Origin of the sequence: Erwinia sp. HR93, assembly GCF_034555055.1 — a bacterium.
Classification (GTDB): domain Bacteria; phylum Pseudomonadota; class Gammaproteobacteria; order Enterobacterales; family Enterobacteriaceae; genus Apirhabdus; species Apirhabdus apintestini.
Genome location: NZ_JAXUDP010000001.1, coordinates 442,301 through 462,763 on the forward strand (window position 1 = coordinate 442,301; position 20,463 = coordinate 462,763).

Genomic DNA, 20,463 nt, shown 5'->3' on the forward strand with positions numbered 1-20,463 from the left:
AAAAATTCATATTCACGCTCAAGATGTTTATCAACATAATGGAAAGTACCCCTTTACACGCTGAGGGTCTGCAATCTTTCGCCGATTTTATCAAGGAAAATCAGGAAAAATTTGATGAACGTTCCGTTGAGCTTATTAACGCAACCTGCCGTTCTTTAGAGAATGGAAATATCCAGGATAGTCAGCTTTATTCTGAAGCCGTTGAATATTTATTATATCTAATTAGCACCACGGGCATCAATTTCTATTATATTGGCAGGGAGAAATATATAAACCAACTGAATAAAATTATTGACGATAAAAGTATTGCTAGCTTCGTGCACATTACAGCAGACAACGTTGGTCACGTCAGAAATTTTCCTGCGCTAACCACCGCCCTTAATTTATCCACAGTTCCTTATATTATTTACGACCCCGATTATATCCGAGTGGTTAATGCCCTCGATCACACTCTTTGTCTGAATATAGAATCAATTTATGATCTTATGTTAGATAGAAATATTGTGATGACCGATATTCATCACAGTCTTTCATATTATATGGAAAAGGTGTATAGCAAGTTAAAAGAAAGGGGATCAAAAACTTTTATTACCGGAAACTCATATGCTCATTTCGGTTTTCCTGAGAAATATTTAGCGCATGAGACCGTAAATCTATCCGCCCCCTGCCTTTGTATCAAACAAATACATGCCATCACACACCATATTCTTTCTTACTATAATGAGGTGGATAATTTTATTTTCTGTATTGGTCTATTTGATCTCTATCATGACATGCTTAAAGTGAACCATGAGATACCCAGAATGGTTGCCGAATCCTACAGTACTTTTTCCACCAAAAATAATATATCTCCCTATATCTACGAAAAAAAGTTATCTCATTATATTAATGAGCGATTCTTCAAGGGATTCAAGGACGATGTATTATTTAATGAGGACGACTTAGAAAAAGAATACATAACTCAATTCAATAACATCCATGATGCCACTGTTGTCGACAGCGAGCATAAGCATAATAACGCAGCCGCAGAAAGGGCTTTATGTTACAAGGGGCTACTTTATAGGGAAAATACCCGTCAGGAAAATCAGCGGCTACTCAGAGAAATCACCGAAAATTTCAAACAGAATGGCAAGCAACTCACCATTATACTGCCACCGTTAACCAAAAGTTATACTGAGAATTTAGGTTCAGAGATGATTAACAACACTCTCTTATTCTTAAATACCTTGGTTTCCCCTAATATCCGCTTAATTGACTTTTCTAATCATCCAGATTTTTTATGGAATGATTTCCGCGACGGCGAACACCTCAGCCTCGGTGGTGCTGATAAAATGATTAATAAATTACGTGCGGAAGGCATTATCTTATAATACACCGCGGGATAACTCCCAGCCCGGTTATCATCATCTTTAATAATAGAAGAAAACGGTTGAAGCACGATAACTGAGCTGTTTTATCGCTTTGGCATCCTTTGTTTTAACAGCGCAGGCTATTTGCTAAAAAGAGTACAAATGTCGTTGTCGTCTGCCTGATGCCATCGCGACAATGAGAATGCAGATGAAATAAAGCAACCCGAAGAAGTATACCGTTCATACCAAATATTAGGATATTTACTAAGCAGCTACGTATACAGAAAATTAATAAAAGCGCCCGGCTTTTACGTACAGGTTTTCAGAGAGAAAACGTCACTCACAGCGAGCTATGAATGGCGTTTTTTATTGGTTCAGGACCGGTAACACAAAATCAGTTACAAGGAGATTCTCATAACCTTACGCACCGACCCACGTGGCACAATATCAATGCATCGACTTAAACATATAGCGGTTTTTCACCCACTGGACGCGTTTTAAACCGCCGATGTACCCACAAATATTGCTCCGGTGCACGCATGATCTCTTGCTCAATGATACGGTTCATCCAAACCGCTGCCTGGGCTTCATCATCATAAGGGTAGTCCTGCAGCTCTGGTGCGATAATGAGGCGGTAGCCGCTGAAATCCGCTTTCCGTATCATTGAAATAGTCAACATCGACGCACCAGAAAGACGAGATAGTACAAAAGTACCGTTCGTGGTCGCCGCACTCGGAACTGCAAAAAAAGGCGCAAAGCGACTGCCTTTAGGGCCGTAATCCTGATCGGGAGCAAACCAAACCGCTTCTCCCTGCTTCAGGGCGCTAACCATTTCTCGCAGCCGCCGCCTGTCGATCATACCTTTATTTGAACGCATCCGCCCCCGCGTCTGAACCCATTCCATTAAGGGGTTATTATGGGGACGATATACGGCCATCATAGGCTGGCACATACCCATAATCCTTCCACCCAATTCAAGTGACATAAAATGGACTCCAATCACCAGCACGCCGCGTTTATCCTTCTGGGCTGCCTTTAAATTCGCCAGCCCATCGACATCGAACCAGCGCCGCAACCGACGCTCTGACCAAAACCAGGCCATGCCGGTTTCCATTAACGCCATTCCCAGAGAAACGAAGTTATCCGTAACCAGTTTTTCATGGGCTGCTTTCGATAGATCGGGGAAACACAGCGCAATATTCTGCCGAGCAATACTTTCTCGCCGCCGCAGAAACCGTCTGGATAGTCTCCCGCTGCCGGCTCCCAGGCGCGCCATCAGCGGATAGGGCAGCTGGACTAGCCCCCAAAGACAGATAAGGCCAAACCAAGTTAACCAATACTGAGGGTGTAAATAGCTAAGAGAAAAGGTGCGATTTTTCATCATTAATCCTCAGTATTTTTAATGCATAGCCCGCATTCATAATAAAGCGGCACGTGTTTTAATAAGGCACCGATAACGCGATAGAATTCAGAATGAATCAAAAAAATTTTCCTTTACACATTTTCTGAAAATATTACTCGGCTATCTTTGTTTGTTAATTGCCAGCCGTTGATTAATAGGCATCTCAAAAATGATAAACCACGAAACTATAAGCCCGGTATTTACATATATCCGGCTTAATTGTCTCTATTCTTAATACGCTAAAACATTAGTAACATAGGCGTCATCACAAAAGCGCGTACCCACTCATGTTGCTATAATCACATTACGCGCCTTTAGATTCAGAAAAACTTTATTAATTCTGATGAGTATGAATACTCCGAATTTGTTGCTCCACTCTTTTAAACATCACCATATCTGATTTACAAAAAATACATTTTGCACCTGCAGGATTTCTTATGGATGAATCAAATACCGAAGTCCGGTATTGCGATCCTTGACAGCAAGGGCATTTGAAGGAAAATTTATCTATATTTAACATAATGTTATATCGCTTATCTAATTTTCTACTCGCCGTAATCCCCCAAGCAGGCCCATTCTCATGGCGGTTCCATGTAAAAAATCTGGGAATCTAATAGGATGAATTATCGGACCATTAATATGCTTTCCACGATCCGGCGCTATACGTAAACGGGATGCTATTTGGTAAGCATTCTCTAACCTGTCAATATAAGGTTAAATAAAACCTTGTATTGATATCCGCACGCGGAGGAAGAGATAACTCAAAAGGAAACGAACCAGGAAGGGACTCTCATTCTTATATTGATGAGGGTGGCTTATACTGTCACTCACCTTATGGGTAGAGGTTTAATCAAACCTGCGCCTCTAGTAACTCACGTATTTTACTTTATAGCAAGTTATTTTTTATGCTCATGCGGCGCATTTGTTAAATGTCCCTCTTTTTTCTACAAATGAGAAATTTAGTGAGCAATTTTTTTGATAAACCTGTAGCCTGCTCTTTATCAACACGATAAGAGATGCTTATGCTTAATAAAAGAAAAGATGGTCCTAAAAGTTTTCTGGTCAGCGTCAGTTGCCCACAATGCGCAAAAAAATCAGAGCACAGTACGGCACGTGTGAATAAAAATAAGAAACTTATTTGCCCATTCTGCAATACCCTGTTTTTATCCAATTCCCCTGCATCATCATCCCCAGCAAATTTTTCCCTTAGAAAATAATAGATTAAAATTTTGGATTAACCGTTAGCGCAGCTTACAGCATCTGTCGATGACAAGCCGTTAATGCACTAACGGTTTTCTCACCCGACTAATCATCAGGATAGACGCTGTACGCTAACCGGCGCGCCGCGTAATCGTATGAATCACGCTCGGCATCGCTCACAAAGCACTTTCAAGCACGGCGTATCATAGTTAAATAACACATTGACTATTAAATATATTTTAGACGAATTTAGTGCGATGGAGCGCCAGCTAACTAAATCGAAAAGCAATAGTGGCATAGTCAGAGCGCAGGTTTCTATTCCCTGACTTTACTTTTATACTGCCTGCAATACCCGAAACAGGAATACGATATGAACGACAGTGAATTTCATCGCCTGGCCGATGGGCTTTGGTTAACGATCGAGGAGCGCATGGACGCCTGGGACGGCGATAGTGATATTGACTGCGAAATCAACGGCGGCGTATTAACCCTTAGCTTTGAAAATGGCAGCAAGATTATTATTAATCGCCAGGAGCCTTTACATCAGGTCTGGCTGGCGACGCGTCGTGGCGGCTATCACTTTTCGCTGCAGGGCGATGTTTGGCTATGCGACCGCTCCGGGGAAAACTTTTGGGCGCTGTTAGAGCAAGCCTGCTCGGAACAAGCGGGCGAAAGTGTGCAATTCTAACGCATTAGGATGGATACTGAGGAAGCAGCGAAGACGCAGCTTCTGAGGCGTCCTCATCTGGTCGCGCCGTGATAACCGGCTGTATACAACGAGTCCTAAACGGAACGACCTGCTGCAGCCCATCCACGGTCACTATTTGATAAAATTGCGGCAAATTAAAGTTTATGAAGCTCGCGCCCCACGTAAATCGATCGTGCGACGAAGAGTAAAAACGACTCACATCGCGTACTAACTCTTCTTTGCTGCCTTCACAATGAAGATAAGCTTCTGCGCGATTGCTCTCATCGAGAATATAAATATTAAATCCCTTGCGCTCTGCCTGACTCTCTTCAAAAAAGAATTGAATAATGCCTTCACTGGCAAACCCGTCAACCACGGAAGGCAGTTGCACATGATGAGTCTCTACCTGAACGGAAAGCCCGTGCAGCTTGTTGTTGGAGATAGCGCCATAAAACTCAACGGCGTTTTCAAGCTTTTGAATAGAAACATTTAGGCGCTCAAAGAACAGCCCCCAAGTCTGGCCGGCAAAACGTAGCGCTTTAAAACGCCCGGCATCGTGGCGCGTACTGGTCAGCCGCAGTTGAATACATTCAGAGACTAATTGCTGAACCCGCGTGCGGATCATGCCGCGTAAGTGCTGGCTATAACAAAAGACCTCCACGCTGTCCGGCGGCGCCGCATCCTGGTGCATTTTACCCAGAATCGTCTTCAGCGCCTCTATCATGGCCTGCTCGCCGTTGAAGTGCAGCGTGCGCACTTCGTTCCACGAGTTTCGGTAGAGTAAGTCCACGCTGCCAACCAGGCATTTTTGCTCTTCGCCAAAGCTAAAGACATCCAGTTTACGGAAATCAACGTGCACCACCTGGTCCTGAAACGCCTGAGTCGGATCGTATTCAAGATTAACAATGATAGCCAGGTGCCTGATTTCACAAGGACTATACAGCGCTTTTGGCGTCGGAGCCGGCAGGCGAAGCGGGAAACGCTGAGAAACCTCAGAGACCAATTCCTGCAGTTTTGGTAATTCGCACACGCCGTTTCCTTTGACAAACAAATGGGTGCGCGGAGTCAGCAGGCCGTTAAACCAGGCCCAGGCAACCAGCTTATTCAGATAACGGTTATATTCCAGCGGCTGATGGCTGATAATCGCGTCAATGGTCGGCGCCCGGTTATAAAGATACCAACCTGAGCGATTCGCTCGCCCAAGAGGCACATAGATAAATGTCAGATAAGGTTCAGAAAGATCCGGCGAGATCTGTGGGTTCACCAGCGTTACTTTGCCCGGCAGTGCTTCAAATGCCGCGTAAAGTTTACGCGTTAATACGCCAATATCCTGCGGGCTGGCGCTTACGCTCAGGTTATTGCGCCGCGCAAAGCGAATTAAGTTACGATAGCTTTGCATCATGGCGTCCAGAAGCTCGTTGTGCGCTTCGCGTACCTGTGCAATTTTCCAGTTCGCCCGATCGTCAAGCACGGCTAAACGCTGCTCATCCCAGCCCCAGCTTTTTACCATCTGGCTCAATATCTCACGGCGCCATCCAACGCACGCCCGATCGCGAGACAACTTTTCACAAACTTTAAGATAGAAACAGCGGCGAACTAAATCCAGGCGCGCCTCATCTTGTATCTGCTGTAAATAATAAGTCACTCTTTCCAGCATCATGCAGTAAGGATCCAGCCCAAAAGAGACTATCTCCCCATCGTGCAGGCGCTGCTTAATGTCTTCGGCTAAGAGGCGGGTATTGGGATACTCCCAGGAATAAGCCTCAAGGAGCAGCGTTTTCAACACGGCTTTGTACGGAGAATCAATACTCTTATAGAGCTGCCATAAGCTGGCACCGAAATACTCCTCTGCGGAAAGCGATCCTAATCCGCCAAGATCGAGCCATTCGTTAGGCGTAAGTACGCCCCGCCCATACAGCGACATGACATATTCATCATAGCGATATTCTTCCGCTACCGGCACCATATTCCACAGAATGCGCTTACCCGCCATACGCACTGCGGAGCGATAAAACTCATCCAGCAATAGAATGTGCTGAGTAGAACCGCAGTCTTCACCACCAAGGTTGCCTCTTTCATTGTGACGGAATCGATTTTCATCAATCAAAAAGAAGCTGACTTCAACGCCCATAGACGCGGCCCAGTTTTCCAGCAAATTACACTTGCGCTGCAGCAGGCGGCGTTCCTCACCGTCAAGCCAGGACTGATGGCAGACCCAAATATCCAAATCAGAGGTACAACTTTGGCCAACGGACGACGTGCTACCCATAGAATAAACGCCGGTTATAGGCAATTCTCCCGTAGGGGTGAGCTGGGCTGCAACGCCACGGCGCTGCGCCAAATCCTGTAGCGCAAGTAATTGATTTTCATCAGGCGTGAAAAGACAGATACCGGCGGGAACGTTACCTTCAAGGTAACCCGGCATCAGCGGGTGATGATAATGTAGAAGTCCGGGCAGTAAACTGTAAACCTGCTGAAAAGCAGGCCCCATAGCAGCAAGCGCGCGATCGACGCGCAATTGATTTATGGCATCCAGTCTCTGCTTTAGCGTCTCAATATAGAGGTACAAGACATATTCGCCTGATGTTTCAGTATTTCGTCAAAAAACCAGTTTCCATGGGCCACTGCCTATTACTAACAATGATCTGACCGGGAATTGCTGGAAACGTGATCAATTTAACACCATGCCGTTTGACCGTAAAGAAAGATGCACTACACAAAGTGTAGCATGACAGCGCTTCATCCAACGTTGAAAGAGTATCACGCCTTCTGCGCTCGCGTGGCCGTTACAACTGACAGTTTTCCGGTAACAATGTTAGGATGTTCTTTAAACGGTTATCACGGTAAAAAGCATGTCTGACGAAGTATTACGCATTGCAACCCGCCAAAGCCCGCTGGCACTGTGGCAGGCAGAGGATGTAAAACAGCGCCTGGAAGCACATCACCCCTCTCTAAGGGTCGAACTGGTGCCGATGGTGACACGCGGCGATATTCTGCTGGATACCCCGCTGGCGAAAGTTGGGGGCAAAGGGCTATTCGTCAAAGAGCTGGAGCGGGCGCTCCTGGAACATCGCGCCGATATCGCCGTTCACTCGATGAAAGACGTGCCGGTCGCCTTTCCGGAAGGCCTGGGTTTGGTGACTATATGTGAACGTGATGACCCGAGGGACGCGTTTGTCTCCGGTCATTTCGACAGCCTGGATGCGCTGCCTGCCGGTAGCGTCGTAGGTACCTCCAGCCTGCGTCGTCAGTGCCAAATAATGGCCCAGCGCCCGGATTTAGTTATCCGCTCTTTACGCGGCAACCTGGGCACCCGTCTTGGCAAGCTCGATGCAGGAGAATATGACGCGATTATCTTAGCCGTTGCCGGCCTGAAGCGCCTAAAAATGCCGGAGCGGATCCGCTGTGCGCTTTCGCCGGAAGTTTCTCTTCCCGCCGTTGGCCAGGGCGCAGTCGGCATCGAATGCCGGCTCAATGATAACCATACGCGCGCTTTACTGGCACCGCTTAATCATCGTGAAACGGCGATATGCGTCACCGCCGAACGCGCAATGAATACTCGTCTTGAAGGCGGCTGCCAGGTGCCTATTGGCAGTTATGCCGAACTTAGCAACGGTGAGCTTTGGCTGCGAGCACTGGTTGGCGCCGTGGATGGTTCACAAATAATTCGCGCGGAGCGGCGCGGGCATCCTGATGATGCGCAGGCAATGGGGATTTCTCTGGCTGAAGAGCTGTTACATAACGGCGCAGATGCGATTCTTAGCGCTATTTATCAGGAAACCGCATCGCAATGAGACGCGTTCTGGTCACTCGCCCTTCCCCTGCAGGAGAGGAGCTTGTAGGCCGCCTTCGCACGCTCGGCGTGGAGGCGTGGAGCCTCCCCCTGATTGAATTCACTCCGGGCCGCGAGTTGCCTTATCTTCCGGAATATCTGACCCATCTCGCACCTGGCGACCTGTTAGTCGCCTTATCGAAACAGGCGGTTAACTTTGCCGCAGCAGCACTGAAGCAAGCCGAAATGCGCTGGCCGGAACAAGTTTCAGCCTTTGCTATCGGCAGGGCGACAGCGCTGGCGTTACACGCCAATAGCGGCCTCCAGGTAAATTATCCGCGGGATCGGGAAATCAGTGAAGTCCTGCTACAATTACCTGAATTACAAAATATTAACGGAAAAACAGCGCTTATCCTGCGCGGCAATGGTGGACGAGAGCTATTAGGCACGGTGCTAGGCGAGCGCGGCGCGTCCGTCAGATTTTGTGAATGTTATCAACGCAACTTCATTCATTATACTGGCGAAGAAGAAGCAGCTCGCTGGTATGAACGCGGCATTTCAACGCTGGTCGTCACCAGTGGAGAAATGCTACAACAGCTCTGGTCACTGTTTCCTGACTGGCATAAACACCATTGGCTACTCCGGTGCCAATTGATCGTTGTTAGCGAACGTCTGGCTATTCAGGCCGTGGAGCTGGGCTGGAAAAAGATTAAAGTTGCGGATAACGCCGATAATGACGCGCTGCTGCGCGCAATAACAACATGAACGATGGGAAGAATGATGACGGAACAAAAAGAGCCCTCCGCGATGACTGAAGAGGCCAACTCCGCTGCAGAAAACAACGCGCAGCCTGTTCAGCCTGAGTCAAAACCAGTAAAAACGCGCAGCAATGCCGCTGGCATCACGCTGAGTATCGTCGCTATCGCCATAGCGCTAGCCGCCGGTGCCGGCCTGTATAGTTGGGGAAAACATCAGGCAGCAAGCCAGATGGCGCAAAATGAATCGCTCAGCGCGCAGCTCAACGCATTGCAACAGCTACAAAGCCAGCAAAAAATTGATCTGGAGAATTTGATTAAACAGCAAACCGCGCGGCTTGAAGAAGCGCGCGCGCACCAGGTGCAAATGGCAAAAGCGCTGGCAGAAACCCAGCAGAAAGTCGCCGCGATCTCCGGCAGCGACGCTAAAGTCTGGCAGCTTGCGCAGTCCGATTTTCTGGTCAAACTCGCCGGGCGCAAGCTTTGGAGCGATCAGGATGTCACTACGGCCATTGCGCTGCTGCGCAGCGCTGATGAAAGCCTGGCGCAGATGAACGATCCCCGCCTGATCAACGCACGCCGCGCATTGACTCAGGATATCTCCAGCTTATCAGGCGTAACGCAGATTGACTTCGATGGCATTATATTGAAGCTCAATCAGCTTTCGAACCAGGTTGATAATCTTCGCCTTGCGGATAATGACGACGATGACAGTCCGATGGATTCCAACAGCAAAGAGTTATCAGGCTCGCTGACTGAATGGCGGCAAAACCTGGTTAAAAGCTGGCATAACTTTATGGAGAATTTCATTACTATCCGACGCAGGGATACCACCGACGTACCGCTACTGGCACCAAATCAGGATATCTACTTGCGCGAAAATATCCGTTCGCGTTTATTAATAGCCGTACAGGCCGTGCCGCGCCATCAGGATGAAACCTATAAGCAATCTCTTGAGACCGTCTCTACCTGGATCCGCGCCTATTACGATACCGATGATGCTGCCACAAAAGGTTTCCTGGCGGATTTAGACACGCTCAGCCAACAAAGCATTGAAATGGATGTGCCGGATACCTTAGCCAGCCAGCCCATTCTCGAAAAACTGATGCGCGCCTGGGATCGCCACGCCCCGATGCCAGCGTCTGACGCCGCCTCTGGCGCCCAACCTCAGCAAGGAGAATAATCATGCTAAAAGTTCTCCTGTTATTTCTCCTGCTGCTGGCAGGTATTGTGGTTGGCCCCATGCTCGCAGGTCACCAGGGCTACGTATTGATTCAAACCAATGACTACAATATTGAAACCAGCGTCACTGCACTGGTTATTATGCTGTGTTTATTGATTCTGGCGCTGCTGGTTATCGAGTGGATACTGCGTCGGATATTTCATACCGGTTCTCGCACCCGCGGATGGTTTGTCGGGCGCAAACGTCGTCGCGCCCACAAGCATACCAGCCAGGCGTTAATTAAGCTGGCGGAAGGGGATTATCAGCAGGTTGAAAAGCTGCTGTCCAAACATGCCGATCACGCGGAACAGCCCGTAGTCAATTATCTGCTGGCCGCCGAAGCCGCACAGCAGCGAGGTGACGATGCGCGCGCCAGCCAGCACCTGGAGCGCGCAGCAGAGCTTTCAGAAAACGATCCTATCCCAGTAGAAATCACGCGCGTTCGGCTTCAGCTTGCGCGTAATGAAAATCATGCCGCCCGCCACGGCGTTGATAAGCTGCTGGAAATCGCACCGCGCCACCCTGAGGTGCTGCGCCTTGCTGAGCAGGCCTACATACGCACCCACGCGTGGAGTTCTCTGCTTGATATTCTCTACTCCATGGAGAAAGCGCATATTGGTGATGATGCTCACCGGGCAGCGTTAGAGCAGCAGGCCTGGATTGGGCTGATGGACCAGGCTATGGCCGATGGCGGCAGCGAAGGGTTGAAATCCTGGTGGCATAATCAGGGGCGTAAAATACGCCTGCGTTCAGATCTCCAGGTGGCCATGGCGGATCGGCTGATTGAGTGTGACGATCACGCTACCGCCCAGCAAATTATTCTGGACGGGCTGAAGCAGGAATATAATGAAAGCCTGGTTTTATTGATGCCGCGTCTAAAAACCAGCGCGCCGGAGCAGGTCGAGAAGGTATTGCGTCAGCAAATTAAAAATCATGGTTCGCGCCCGCTGCTCTGGAGCACGCTGGGCCAAATGTTGATGAAGCACGGAGAATGGAAAGAAGCCAGCTTCGCTTTCCGTGCTGCCCTGAAGCAGCGTCCGGACGCCTATGATTACGCCTGGCTTGCCGACACGCTCGATCGCCTGAAGCAGCCAGAAGAAGCGGCTGCCATGCGACGAGACGGCCTGTTGCTGACGCTAAAAAATAACGCCCCATCTTAAGCTTCTTTATACGGCCATCTCCTCTGAAGATGGCCGTTTTTACTTCCACGGCAGGTCGTTTTTATGGCCCTATCCCACAGCCATCTCTACCCAATAAATAAAAAAAACGCCGGCCAAAATAGCCAGCGCAAAGACAGGTCTGTTAGACAACAAGCGGTGCTTCACTCAACGTAATGTCCATACGCTTTGATGAGATCAATAAAGACGACATCAGTGTCTGGACGATAAGCACCCTGAATGGCTCTACATCATTCCCGGGATTATGAAGCCATCGCGGCAAACATAACAAATGGAATGAGTATCTACAGGTCAGTTAATGCATATTGTGTGCCAACAATAAAATACATTATAAATCAACATATTATACCATTTATTATTCCTGTTAATAGTTCGCTCTTCTCAATGAATGTCATGGATTAGAGACGAAACGACGCTGGATTTAACAATTTATGCAATAACAACACGTTAAATGTCACCATTTAGAGACACGAAGCGGCACAATCTGTCTCCTTTTAACGTCACTCGGGCTTATCTCTTTATATTCTTAAACGCCCGCATCAACTCACTCTGATTAATACGCTGCCCTGTTTATAGAAATACGCCATCGGGCTGTCCATGCACCCAGTGATTCTGTATGCCAATTGCGTTTTTTCAGTCTGTCATTAAAAGGCAAGCCGTAGGCGCCAGAGCTTGATAAATAAAAGTGTGAAAGTCTGTATAGACGGCGTTACCCTGCCCAGTTCCTGCTGCACGAGGTTCCCAGCCTCCTGACCACCCTCTCTGGGTCTGGGTCTGGGTCTGGGTCTGGGTCTGGGTCTGGGTCTGGTAGAGAAAACTTACAGGAGCCAGCCTGTTAATCATTTAATAGGCAGGAGGAGAATATCTTACTGGCCGCACGGCTCTTAAAAGGTAATCAAGTACCCTATCCTATTGCAGAAAGCACCGCGGTGCTCCGCTTTACTCAGCGCTCTGCTGCTGACTCAATTAATACACTTATCCGCGCTTTCTCAAAGATAGTCAGAATACCAACCTATCATTGTTCTCAAAGCTTCCGTAGCGGAATAAAGCGGCCACGCAGAATAAATACATGACAGAGAGACAAGGGCACCTTGTGCTTAGGCTGAGATCTATAGCCGCATGCAAGGCGATTCCAACTCCGAAGCGCAAGAAACAAAAAAGCAGACCATAATAGTCTGCTTTTTCATATAACAGGGAAGAGAGTGGTCGGCGAGAGAGGATTCGAACCTCCGACCCACTGGTCCCAAACCAGTTGCGCTACCAGGCTGCGCTACTCGCCGATTTTTCACTATCTTTTCACTTCTCTTTAAGAAGAAGGTTGTGGTGCGAGGGGGGGGACTTGAACCCCCACGTCCGAAAGGACACTAACACCTGAAGCTAGCGCGTCTACCAATTCCGCCACCTTCGCATTCCACGAAATTAGATGGGGTGGCTAATGGGACTCGAACCCACGACAACTGGAATCACAATCCAGGGCTCTACCAACTGAGCTATAGCCACCACTGTAATCACACGGTTAATCGTACCACCGCAGCTCAAGCGCCTTAAATTAAATGGCGCGCCCGACAGGATTCGAACCTGAGACCTCTGCCTCCGGAGGGCAGCGCTCTATCCAGCTGAGCTACGGGCGCGTAGCGCCGTTGCGGAGGGGGATACTACGGACTTCACACGGCGCTGTCTAGTGGTTTTTTTAATAAAATGCGCGTTTGGTTATGCTTTGCACATTCCGGTGATTTAACCATCCTATTTTCAAGACGCGGTGCGATTTCCTAAACCAAAAAGCTTATACACCAACGCGACGACGCCAAGGAAGAAAAGCCCAACAATCAGTGACATTCGCGTATCCTCATTCAGCCCCATCCCCACCAGAACGCAGAGCAAGAATGCCATCGTCAGCCAGTTTGTCCACGGAAATAATAAAGAGCGGAACGGGTGCGTTGTAAGCGCCTCGCGATGCGCCTTACGAAAGCGTAATTGACTTATCAAAATCACAAACCATGGCACCATTCCTGGTAACACGCTGGCGCTATATACATAGACAAATACGCGCTGTGGATTTGGAATGACGTAATTAAGGCAAGATCCTATCAGTAGAATAACGATAGACAGCGCGACACCGGCAACCGGCACGCCATTCGCGGAAACTTTACCCATTACAGCAGGCAGATGGCGATTTTTCGCCAGCGCATAGAGCATTCGTCCACAGCTATACATACCGCTGTTACAGCCGGATAACGCCGCGGTTAACACCACGAAATTAATAATCCCCGCCGCTGCGGTAATCCCTATTTTCGCGAAAGTCAGGACAAATGGGCTACCGTTACTGCCAATTTCATTCCACGGGAAAATCGTTACGATGACAAAAATGGCACCGACGTAGAAAATAAGGATACGCCACAGCACCTTGCCAATAGCGCTACGCAGCGTCACCTGAGGGTTCTTTGCTTCGCCCGCAGTAATACCAATAAGCTCCACACCCTGATAAGACGCAACAACGATACATAATGCGGTGAGGAAACCTTTCCAGCCACCCGCGAAAAATCCACCGTTTTGCGTTAGATTACCAAAACCGGTAGGCAAACCACCGTTGCCCAAGCCAAAGAAAATCACGCCCAGGCCAACAATGATCATCACCAGAATCGTGGTCACTTTGATCATGGCGAACCAAAATTCAATTTCACCATATAATCGCACTGCCGCCAGGTTCGCCAGAGCCACTAGCCCCACCGCGCATATCGCAGGTATCCACTGCGGTAGTTCCGGAAACCAAAACTGAACATACACGCCGATGGCGGTTATTTCGGAAATCCCTACCGCCATCCACATAAACCAGTAAGACCACGCCGTTAAATAGCCGAAGAAGGGGCTCATATAGCGATGAGCATATACGGCGAATGAACCGGTTACCGGCTCCAGAAACAGCATTTCGCCCATTGAGCGCATAATAAAAAAGACAAATAGCCCGGCGATAATGTAAGCCAACAGCACGGACGGCCCTGCCCATTTCAGGGTGCTTGCCGACCCCATGAATAGCCCAACGCCTATCGTTCCGCCAAGCGCAATCAGCTCAATATGCCGCGCCTCCAGGCCACGCTGGAGCCCACTTTTACTTTCAGCCATATATCCTCTTATTGTTGTATTTGCTATACCGTGACGGGTTTTCCCGCTTATTTTTATGTTTCACGCCGCAGCCGCGCTGCGCCGCCGCAAAAACCGGCGTGCGAGCGCAATAGTTCCGTATTTTTGTACAAATAGCAAACCAGACGTAAGAAAACGCGGTCAGCGAGCCAAAAGCCAAATTAAAATCGTAAAAAAGCGATTGGGGACGGCGTACGTAAGGCCCTATAAACGGCCTGAGTAGTGCCAACCTAAATAGCGTAGCAGGCGTAACTGGCGCGTGATTCGGCTTGGCTGGCACAGTAGACGATATAGCCACTCCAGCCCCAGCGCCTGCCAGCGCGCAGGCGCTCGCTTAACGCGCCCGGTGAATACATCATAGGTACCGCCGACCCCCATATATAAGGCATGAGGAGCGATGCAGCGACAATCACGCATAAAGCGCTCCTGTACCGGCGATCCCATGGCAACGGTAACAATACGCGCGCCGCTGGCACGAATGCGCTCAAAAATAGCCTGCCGCGCCTCCGGTGGAAAAAAGCCGTGCTCGCTGCCAACAATATTGACCTGCCAGCGCTCCCGCAGCACTGTCACCGTTTGAGCTAACACATCCGGCTGCCCGCCCACTAAAAAAACGGGTGTACCATCGCGCCCCGCTCGCGCCATTAGCGCTTCCCACAGATCGGCGCCTGCCACGCGGGAAACTTTCGCTCCAGGATATTTTTTGCGGATTGAACGCACCACGCTAATGCCATCTGCATATTTGAATTCTGCCTGTTCAATCAATGCGCGCACCTCAGGGCTGCGTTCAGCGGCCAGCACTTTCTCCGCATTGATAGCAACCAGCGTTCCTTCTTTTAGCACACCGTCTTCATGCAGCCATTCCAGCGCATGATCCATATCGCGCCACCCCAGAAGCCTGAGCCCCCGCAGGATATACGACGGCGCTTCCGTCCGTTCACCCATTGTTTTACTTATCCGACAAAAGTGTATCTCGCCGCGAAATACGCACATCCCGCGGATGAATCAAACCGGCGCTATCCAGTAGCCAAAAAATGAGTTTTGCCAGAACCAGGCAAATACTAAAAACCAGTAAAAAGAAAATAACGCGGGACACGAAAGCATCCAGCCCTTCACGCGCCAACACGATCATATTAAAGATGGCACCAAAGCAGAAGCTTTGTAAGATAGCCGCTTTATAGCGGTTAGTTTCCTCGCGCCCGCGCTGATACAGCCAGTCAAACCATTTGATAATTAATCCTACGGCTATCGCCCCGGGCGCGATAAACCCATAACCGCCCATGACCAGTAGCGATCCTATCAGGGTCGGGGAGATAGCAAGCCCCGAGTGGTTATTGAGAACCTCCCAGGTAAAATAGTTAGCGCTGTTGAGTACCGCCGTCGGGCGGCCAGGCCAAAGCCAGGAAGGAATAAATACATAAAAATCCCGCACAATAGGCGCCAGCCCCTGGAAATGAATGTCACTGTAATGCTGCAGCAGCAGCGCCAGGTTTTCCCAGGGCGAAAAAGTATCGCGCGTCAAATACAAAAAGGTGTAAAAGGCTTCGTCGCCGCTCACGTTCAATCCATACCGTTTTAATGCCAGCCAGAACATACCCACAATACCGAACGCGCCGGCGGTGATAACCATCCACAGAGAAATCCAGCCGCGAATCATGCCGATAAACAGGAAAATAGCGAATGCGATAATAATATTCGCGCGCGTACCGCCAACAATTGCATACGTCAGCAATCCAAAAGCGACGGTGGTGACCAGGAAAAACAGCCACGCTTTACGATCCTGACGTAAAAAATAGAGCACCAGCATCGCCGGGATGAAGAAGTAGAAAAAACGTTTCAGAGCAACGCCGGACACCTGGCTTGAAAAGATTTCGCTGTATGAATGCAACTTAAAAAGTAGAAAGCCATTGTGCAGAAAAAAAACGGCCACGCTTACCAGCGCGACGGCCAGAAGAAGATAAAAAGTCAGGTGGGTTTCTACCCGATTCATCGTAAATAACGCAGGCGCTTGATCTCGCCGCGCCGGACGCAGTCGCATTTTATAAGCCACAGAGTAAATGGCATAGAACGCACTCGCACAAATCAGGGCCTGCTGCAATTCTGCAGCGGGAACAACGGCGACGTTAAAGCGAAAGACCAGTACCGCCGTCAGCGGGAAACCGAAATAGAAGGTTAATAAAAATAGCAGCGAAAAGAATACAGTGAAGTTAAAGCGTGCCCGACGAATTTCACGCCAGGTTAGGGTGCCGATAAATATAATCGATAGCAGCCAAATCACGAACAGACCACTAAACTCCAGCAATGTCATGTACTTTCTCCCGATGCAATCAGCAGCGCACGCCGCCAGCCCGCAATATAGTTCGGGCTAAAGAAAGCTATCTGTCGTTTGTCCCTATTTTGCAACTGTTGCTGTGCTTCTCGGATCTTCTTCTCATCCAGCGGCTCACCGGCAAAGAGCACCGGTACCTGCTGTTCCGCCATATCGCACCAAAACGGGTTTTTACGGCTTAAGACACACGGCACCCCGGCCTGAATCAGCAAGCACAGCGTACCAATGCCCTGCTGGCGCTCGAAGATAAAGTAGCCGAGATCGCAGGTCTGCAGCAGAGCAAGGTAATCTTCAAACGGCATACGGTCACGCAGGATGGTCAGATTCTCCGGGCTGAACAGCGCCTGCCCCTCGCGCGCCACTTCCTCAATCCAGGCGCTATTCCCTTCGGGATAGCCCATAGGAATAATAATTTTGACCGTATCGCCAAATTGCCGGTAAATTTCATGCAGCGCGGAAATGTGAAGATTACTGCGATCGCCAGAATTTCCTATCAAAATCGTCAGTCGTCCTCCCATTTTCCGTATTTTGCCCGATGAATTTAACGCCGGATCCATACGCGTAGGAAAATAGAGTAACTCCGTTGGCACACCGGAATGCCGTTGGCTAAAGTAGCGCAAATCGCCGCGCGTGCCGAATACGCGGCCAACGCGCCCCTGCGCACGACGGCGCAGAAGATAAAAAAGGCGAAATTTCACGCTGGAAGCGGCTTCATAAAGATCTGCGCCCCACATATGCCAGCTCACCTGATTTGGCCGTAAACCGCCAGTGAGCAAGGCAAGCCATAGGCTTACATTAAACTGCCCGTGGAAAAAGAAGCGCTGCGCCCGCTGGTTACGCGCGATGGCCACCACCGCCCGCGCCAGCGATTTTTTGTCCGGGAAACGGGCGATCTTCAGCCCCGGCCACACCTGTTGCAGGCCAGGATCGTTACTGACTACCATAAAATGGCGCCCTTGTTCAGGTGCGCCCAGCGTATCCTGGAAAAACGCCAGCATCGTACGATTATGATGCGGGATATCCGATCCCAACACGTGTATAAGCGCCGTCATGGCCGCCTCCGCCAGATCAGGAAACCAGTACAGCACAGAGCAAACCACACGATATAGGTCGCCATATAAGCCTGCGTTGCTCCCAGCGCTCCATTCTTTGGAATTAGCCAGTGGGACAACCCGGTAAGCAGGATAAACTGGCTAACTTCTGCTACCAGGTACAAACGCAGCGACGCGCGCGCGATTATCAAATAGCCAAACACATAGGCGCCGACTTTCAGCACATCGCCGCATAATTGCCAGCCGAAGAGATCGCGCATTGCGGTAAACTTCGGGGAAAATAGCAGCCAGATAGCCACATCTCGCAGCAACCAAACTAGTAGACTCGCTATCGCCACCGCCGGTAGCACGAAGCGCAACGCTTTAATAATCTCATGGCTTATCGCCGGTTTTTCACTTAGGCGGGCAAGAGTCGGCAATAGCCAAACGCTAAACGCGGCCGTAATAAACTGTAAATAAGCATCCGAGATACTGCTAACGCCTTGCCAAATCCCAACCGCATCCCATCCATAGCGCATCGCCAGGAGATTACGCATCATGACGTAGGCGACGGGCATGGTAACGGAGGTCATCAGCGCCATCGCGGTAAATTTCGCCAGCCCCGCCGCCAGAGGTTTATCCCAACAAGGTGCGAAATAGTTAAGCGGCATAGCCCGGCTGCGCGCCAGTAATAACATGGCAGGGAAAACAATTAGCGCCGGCACTAACGCCAGCCCAATTAGCGCGCCCGGGTAGCCCCCAGTTCGCCAGCAGACGAAGTACGCCAGTACGCCGACAAAGCTGCCGATAATCAGCGCCAGCGCATTAATGGCCGCATTTCGAAACCCTTTGATAACCGCCAGCGCCAGATTTGCCCAGGCAATACCAAACTGGATAAGCGCCACCAGCCGGATTATGTTCACATAATCCGCATGCCCGAATAGCGCAATGCTTATTAAAGGCGCCGCCAGCAGAAAACCTAAAGCCAGTAAAGTCGAAAAGCCAAGCACCATCGCTGAGGCCGTCCCGGCTACGCGACGAAGCCGCGCAGGTTCGTCGTGGTACTGAGCGACGTATTTGGTCACGCCGTTGAAAATACCTGCGCCAGCTAGCACGCCGAGCACGGTAATAAGCTGTCGGAAATTGCCCGCCATACCAACGCCCGAAGGGCCGTAGGCTAACGCCAGCAGCTTTACTACCAACAGCCCGGCACCGATTTTTACAAGCGTAGAGGTTGCCGTCCATACCGAGGCTTTTGCCAGCGACATCAGGCGAGATAACTCACTAATGAATTAATCACCGTGCGCTGGTTAACGGGAGCAAGGTTGTAGAAGAGCGGCAGGCGTAATAAGCGCTCACTTTCGCGCGTCGTATAGTCGTCTTTCCCGTGAAAATAACCGTATTGCTGGCCCGCCGGGCTACTGTGCAGCGGGATATAATGAAAAACGGCCAGGATTTCCGCCTCTTTCAGCCAGGCGATAAGCCGCTCGCGATCCGCCTCATCGCGCAGTTTGATATAAAACATATGCGCATTGTGGTTACATTCTGCAGGCAGCGTCGGCAATTCAATACGCCCCTTTTGCATCAGCGGCAACAGGGCATCGTAGTAGGTTTGCCACAGCGTTAAGCGCTGGCGATTAATGGTATCGGCGGCTTCAAGCTGCGCCCACAGGTAGGCGGCCTGTAAATCCGACATGAGAAAACTCGATCCCAGGTCACGCCACGTATATTTATCCACCTGGCCGCGAAAAAACTGGCTGCGGTTCGTCCCTTTTTCACGAATAATCTCTGCCCGTGCAACAAGTTCCGCATCGTTGACAAGCGTCGCACCGCCTTCGCCACCGGCAGTGTAATTTTTCGTTTCATGAAAACTAAAACAACCAATATGGCCGATGGTGCCCAGCGCCCTGCCTTTGTAAGTAGACATCACGCCCTGCGCGGCATCCTCAATTACCCATAGCTTATGCGCGTTGGCAATACGCATAATCGTATCCATTTCACAGGCGACGCCCGCGTAATGGACAGGAACAATCGCGCGGGTTTTTTCTGTAATAGCCGCTTCGATTTTCCGCTCATCGATATTCATGGTATCAGGACGGATATCGACAAACACGAGGCGTGCGCCGCGAAGGGCAAACGCATTCGCCGTCGACACAAAGGTATAGCTCGGCACGATCACTTCATCGCCGGGCTGAATATCAATTAGCAGCGCCGCCATTTCCAGAGAGGCAGTGCAAGAGGGCGTCAGGAGTACCTTACGTACGTTAAAACGCTGTTCCATCCACTGCTGGCAGCGTCGGGTAAACGCGCCATCGCCGCACAGCTTCCCGCTCTCTATGGCAGACTGCAAATAATCTTTCTCCGTCCCCACTACCGGCGGCGCGTTAAATGGAATCATG

General features: G+C 49.8%; 16 protein-coding genes and 4 tRNA genes. 7 read left to right on the forward strand and 13 right to left on the reverse strand.

The genetic code is table 11. From position 1 onward, the window contains the following. The first annotated feature begins 38 nt into the window (after positions 1-38). A complete protein-coding gene (locus tag SFA31_RS02075) occupies positions 39-1,370 on the forward strand; it encodes a hypothetical protein (RefSeq protein WP_322836487.1) in 1,332 nt (443 codons plus the stop codon). Between the two features lie 439 nt (positions 1,371-1,809). On the opposite strand, the gene lpxP is transcribed toward SFA31_RS02075, so the two are convergent. Then, positions 1,810-2,733 carry a kdo(2)-lipid IV(A) palmitoleoyltransferase gene (lpxP, locus tag SFA31_RS02080; protein ID WP_322836488.1) on the reverse strand — a complete coding sequence of 308 codons (924 nt, stop codon included), beginning with the start codon at positions 2,731-2,733 and terminating at the stop codon, positions 1,810-1,812. A gap of 352 nt (positions 2,734-3,085) precedes the next feature. Further along, complete coding sequence (locus SFA31_RS02085; RefSeq protein ID WP_322836489.1) at positions 3,086-3,271, reverse strand: cold-shock protein; 186 nt, start codon at positions 3,269-3,271, stop codon at positions 3,086-3,088. Between the two features lie 502 nt (positions 3,272-3,773). Here SFA31_RS02085 and SFA31_RS02090 point away from each other — a divergent pair. After that, complete coding sequence (locus tag SFA31_RS02090) at positions 3,774-3,968, forward strand: YnfU family zinc-binding protein (protein ID WP_322836490.1); 195 nt, start codon at positions 3,774-3,776, stop codon at positions 3,966-3,968. Positions 3,969-4,321: 353 nt separating this feature from the next. Next, positions 4,322-4,639, forward strand: a complete 318-nt coding sequence (gene cyaY, locus SFA31_RS02095) for an iron donor protein CyaY (protein WP_322836491.1) — start codon at positions 4,322-4,324, stop codon at positions 4,637-4,639. A 4-nt stretch (positions 4,640-4,643) separates the two neighbouring features. Here cyaY and cyaA read toward each other — a convergent pair whose 3' ends face one another. After that, positions 4,644-7,208 (reverse strand): class I adenylate cyclase, encoded by a 2,565-nt coding sequence (gene cyaA, locus SFA31_RS02100; protein WP_322836492.1) that lies wholly within the window; start codon positions 7,206-7,208, stop codon positions 4,644-4,646. Between the two features lie 283 nt (positions 7,209-7,491). Between cyaA and hemC the strand changes: the two genes are divergently transcribed. The 4 genes from hemC to hemY are packed head-to-tail and all read left to right on the forward strand — an operon-like array spanning position 7,492 to position 11,548. Then, positions 7,492-8,433: a hydroxymethylbilane synthase gene (hemC, locus tag SFA31_RS02105; protein WP_322836493.1), complete on the forward strand. Its 942-nt coding sequence runs from the start codon at positions 7,492-7,494 to the stop codon at positions 8,431-8,433. Beyond that, on the forward strand, positions 8,430-9,176 hold the full coding sequence (gene hemD / locus SFA31_RS02110) for a uroporphyrinogen-III synthase (RefSeq protein ID WP_322836494.1): 747 nt from the start codon (positions 8,430-8,432) through the stop codon (positions 9,174-9,176). Before hemC ends, hemD begins: the two co-directional genes overlap by 4 nt. A gap of 15 nt (positions 9,177-9,191) precedes the next feature. Beyond that, positions 9,192-10,349 carry a uroporphyrinogen-III C-methyltransferase gene (gene hemX / locus SFA31_RS02115; protein WP_322839276.1) on the forward strand — a complete coding sequence of 386 codons (1,158 nt, stop codon included), beginning with the start codon at positions 9,192-9,194 and terminating at the stop codon, positions 10,347-10,349. Between the two features lie 2 nt (positions 10,350-10,351). Beyond that, on the forward strand, positions 10,352-11,548 hold the full coding sequence (hemY, locus tag SFA31_RS02120) for a protoheme IX biogenesis protein HemY (protein WP_322836495.1): 1,197 nt from the start codon (positions 10,352-10,354) through the stop codon (positions 11,546-11,548). A 1,221-nt stretch (positions 11,549-12,769) separates the two neighbouring features. On the opposite strand, the gene SFA31_RS02125 is transcribed toward hemY, so the two are convergent. The 10 genes from SFA31_RS02125 to rffA form a co-directional block, all read right to left on the reverse strand. Beyond that, positions 12,770-12,846, reverse strand: a tRNA-Pro gene (locus SFA31_RS02125). Positions 12,847-12,887: 41 nt separating this feature from the next. Continuing rightward, positions 12,888-12,974, reverse strand: a tRNA-Leu gene (locus SFA31_RS02130). 16 nt (positions 12,975-12,990) lie between these two features. Then, positions 12,991-13,066, reverse strand: a tRNA-His gene (locus tag SFA31_RS02135). 54 nt (positions 13,067-13,120) lie between these two features. Further along, positions 13,121-13,197: transfer RNA gene (locus SFA31_RS02140), tRNA-Arg, on the reverse strand. A 118-nt stretch (positions 13,198-13,315) separates the two neighbouring features. Continuing rightward, positions 13,316-14,686, reverse strand: a complete 1,371-nt coding sequence (gene thrP, locus SFA31_RS02145) for a bifunctional threonine/serine APC transporter ThrP (RefSeq protein WP_322836496.1) — start codon at positions 14,684-14,686, stop codon at positions 13,316-13,318. 222 nt (positions 14,687-14,908) lie between these two features. Next, positions 14,909-15,649, reverse strand: a complete 741-nt coding sequence (gene wecG / locus SFA31_RS02150) for a lipopolysaccharide N-acetylmannosaminouronosyltransferase (RefSeq protein ID WP_322836497.1) — start codon at positions 15,647-15,649, stop codon at positions 14,909-14,911. A 4-nt stretch (positions 15,650-15,653) separates the two neighbouring features. Beyond that, a complete protein-coding gene (wzyE, locus tag SFA31_RS02155) occupies positions 15,654-17,012 on the reverse strand; it encodes an ECA oligosaccharide polymerase (RefSeq protein ID WP_322836498.1) in 1,359 nt (452 codons plus the stop codon). Next, positions 17,009-18,085 carry a TDP-N-acetylfucosamine:lipid II N-acetylfucosaminyltransferase gene (locus tag SFA31_RS02160; protein WP_322836499.1) on the reverse strand — a complete coding sequence of 359 codons (1,077 nt, stop codon included), beginning with the start codon at positions 18,083-18,085 and terminating at the stop codon, positions 17,009-17,011. The genes wzyE and SFA31_RS02160 overlap by 4 nt, the downstream gene beginning before the upstream one ends. Further along, complete coding sequence (wzxE, locus tag SFA31_RS02165; RefSeq protein ID WP_322836500.1) at positions 18,082-19,332, reverse strand: lipid III flippase WzxE; 1,251 nt, start codon at positions 19,330-19,332, stop codon at positions 18,082-18,084. Before wzxE ends, SFA31_RS02160 begins: the two co-directional genes overlap by 4 nt. Next, complete coding sequence (rffA, locus tag SFA31_RS02170; protein WP_322836501.1) at positions 19,332-20,462, reverse strand: dTDP-4-amino-4,6-dideoxygalactose transaminase; 1,131 nt, start codon at positions 20,460-20,462, stop codon at positions 19,332-19,334. Before rffA ends, wzxE begins: the two co-directional genes overlap by 1 nt. Position 20,463: the final 1 nt, after the last annotated feature.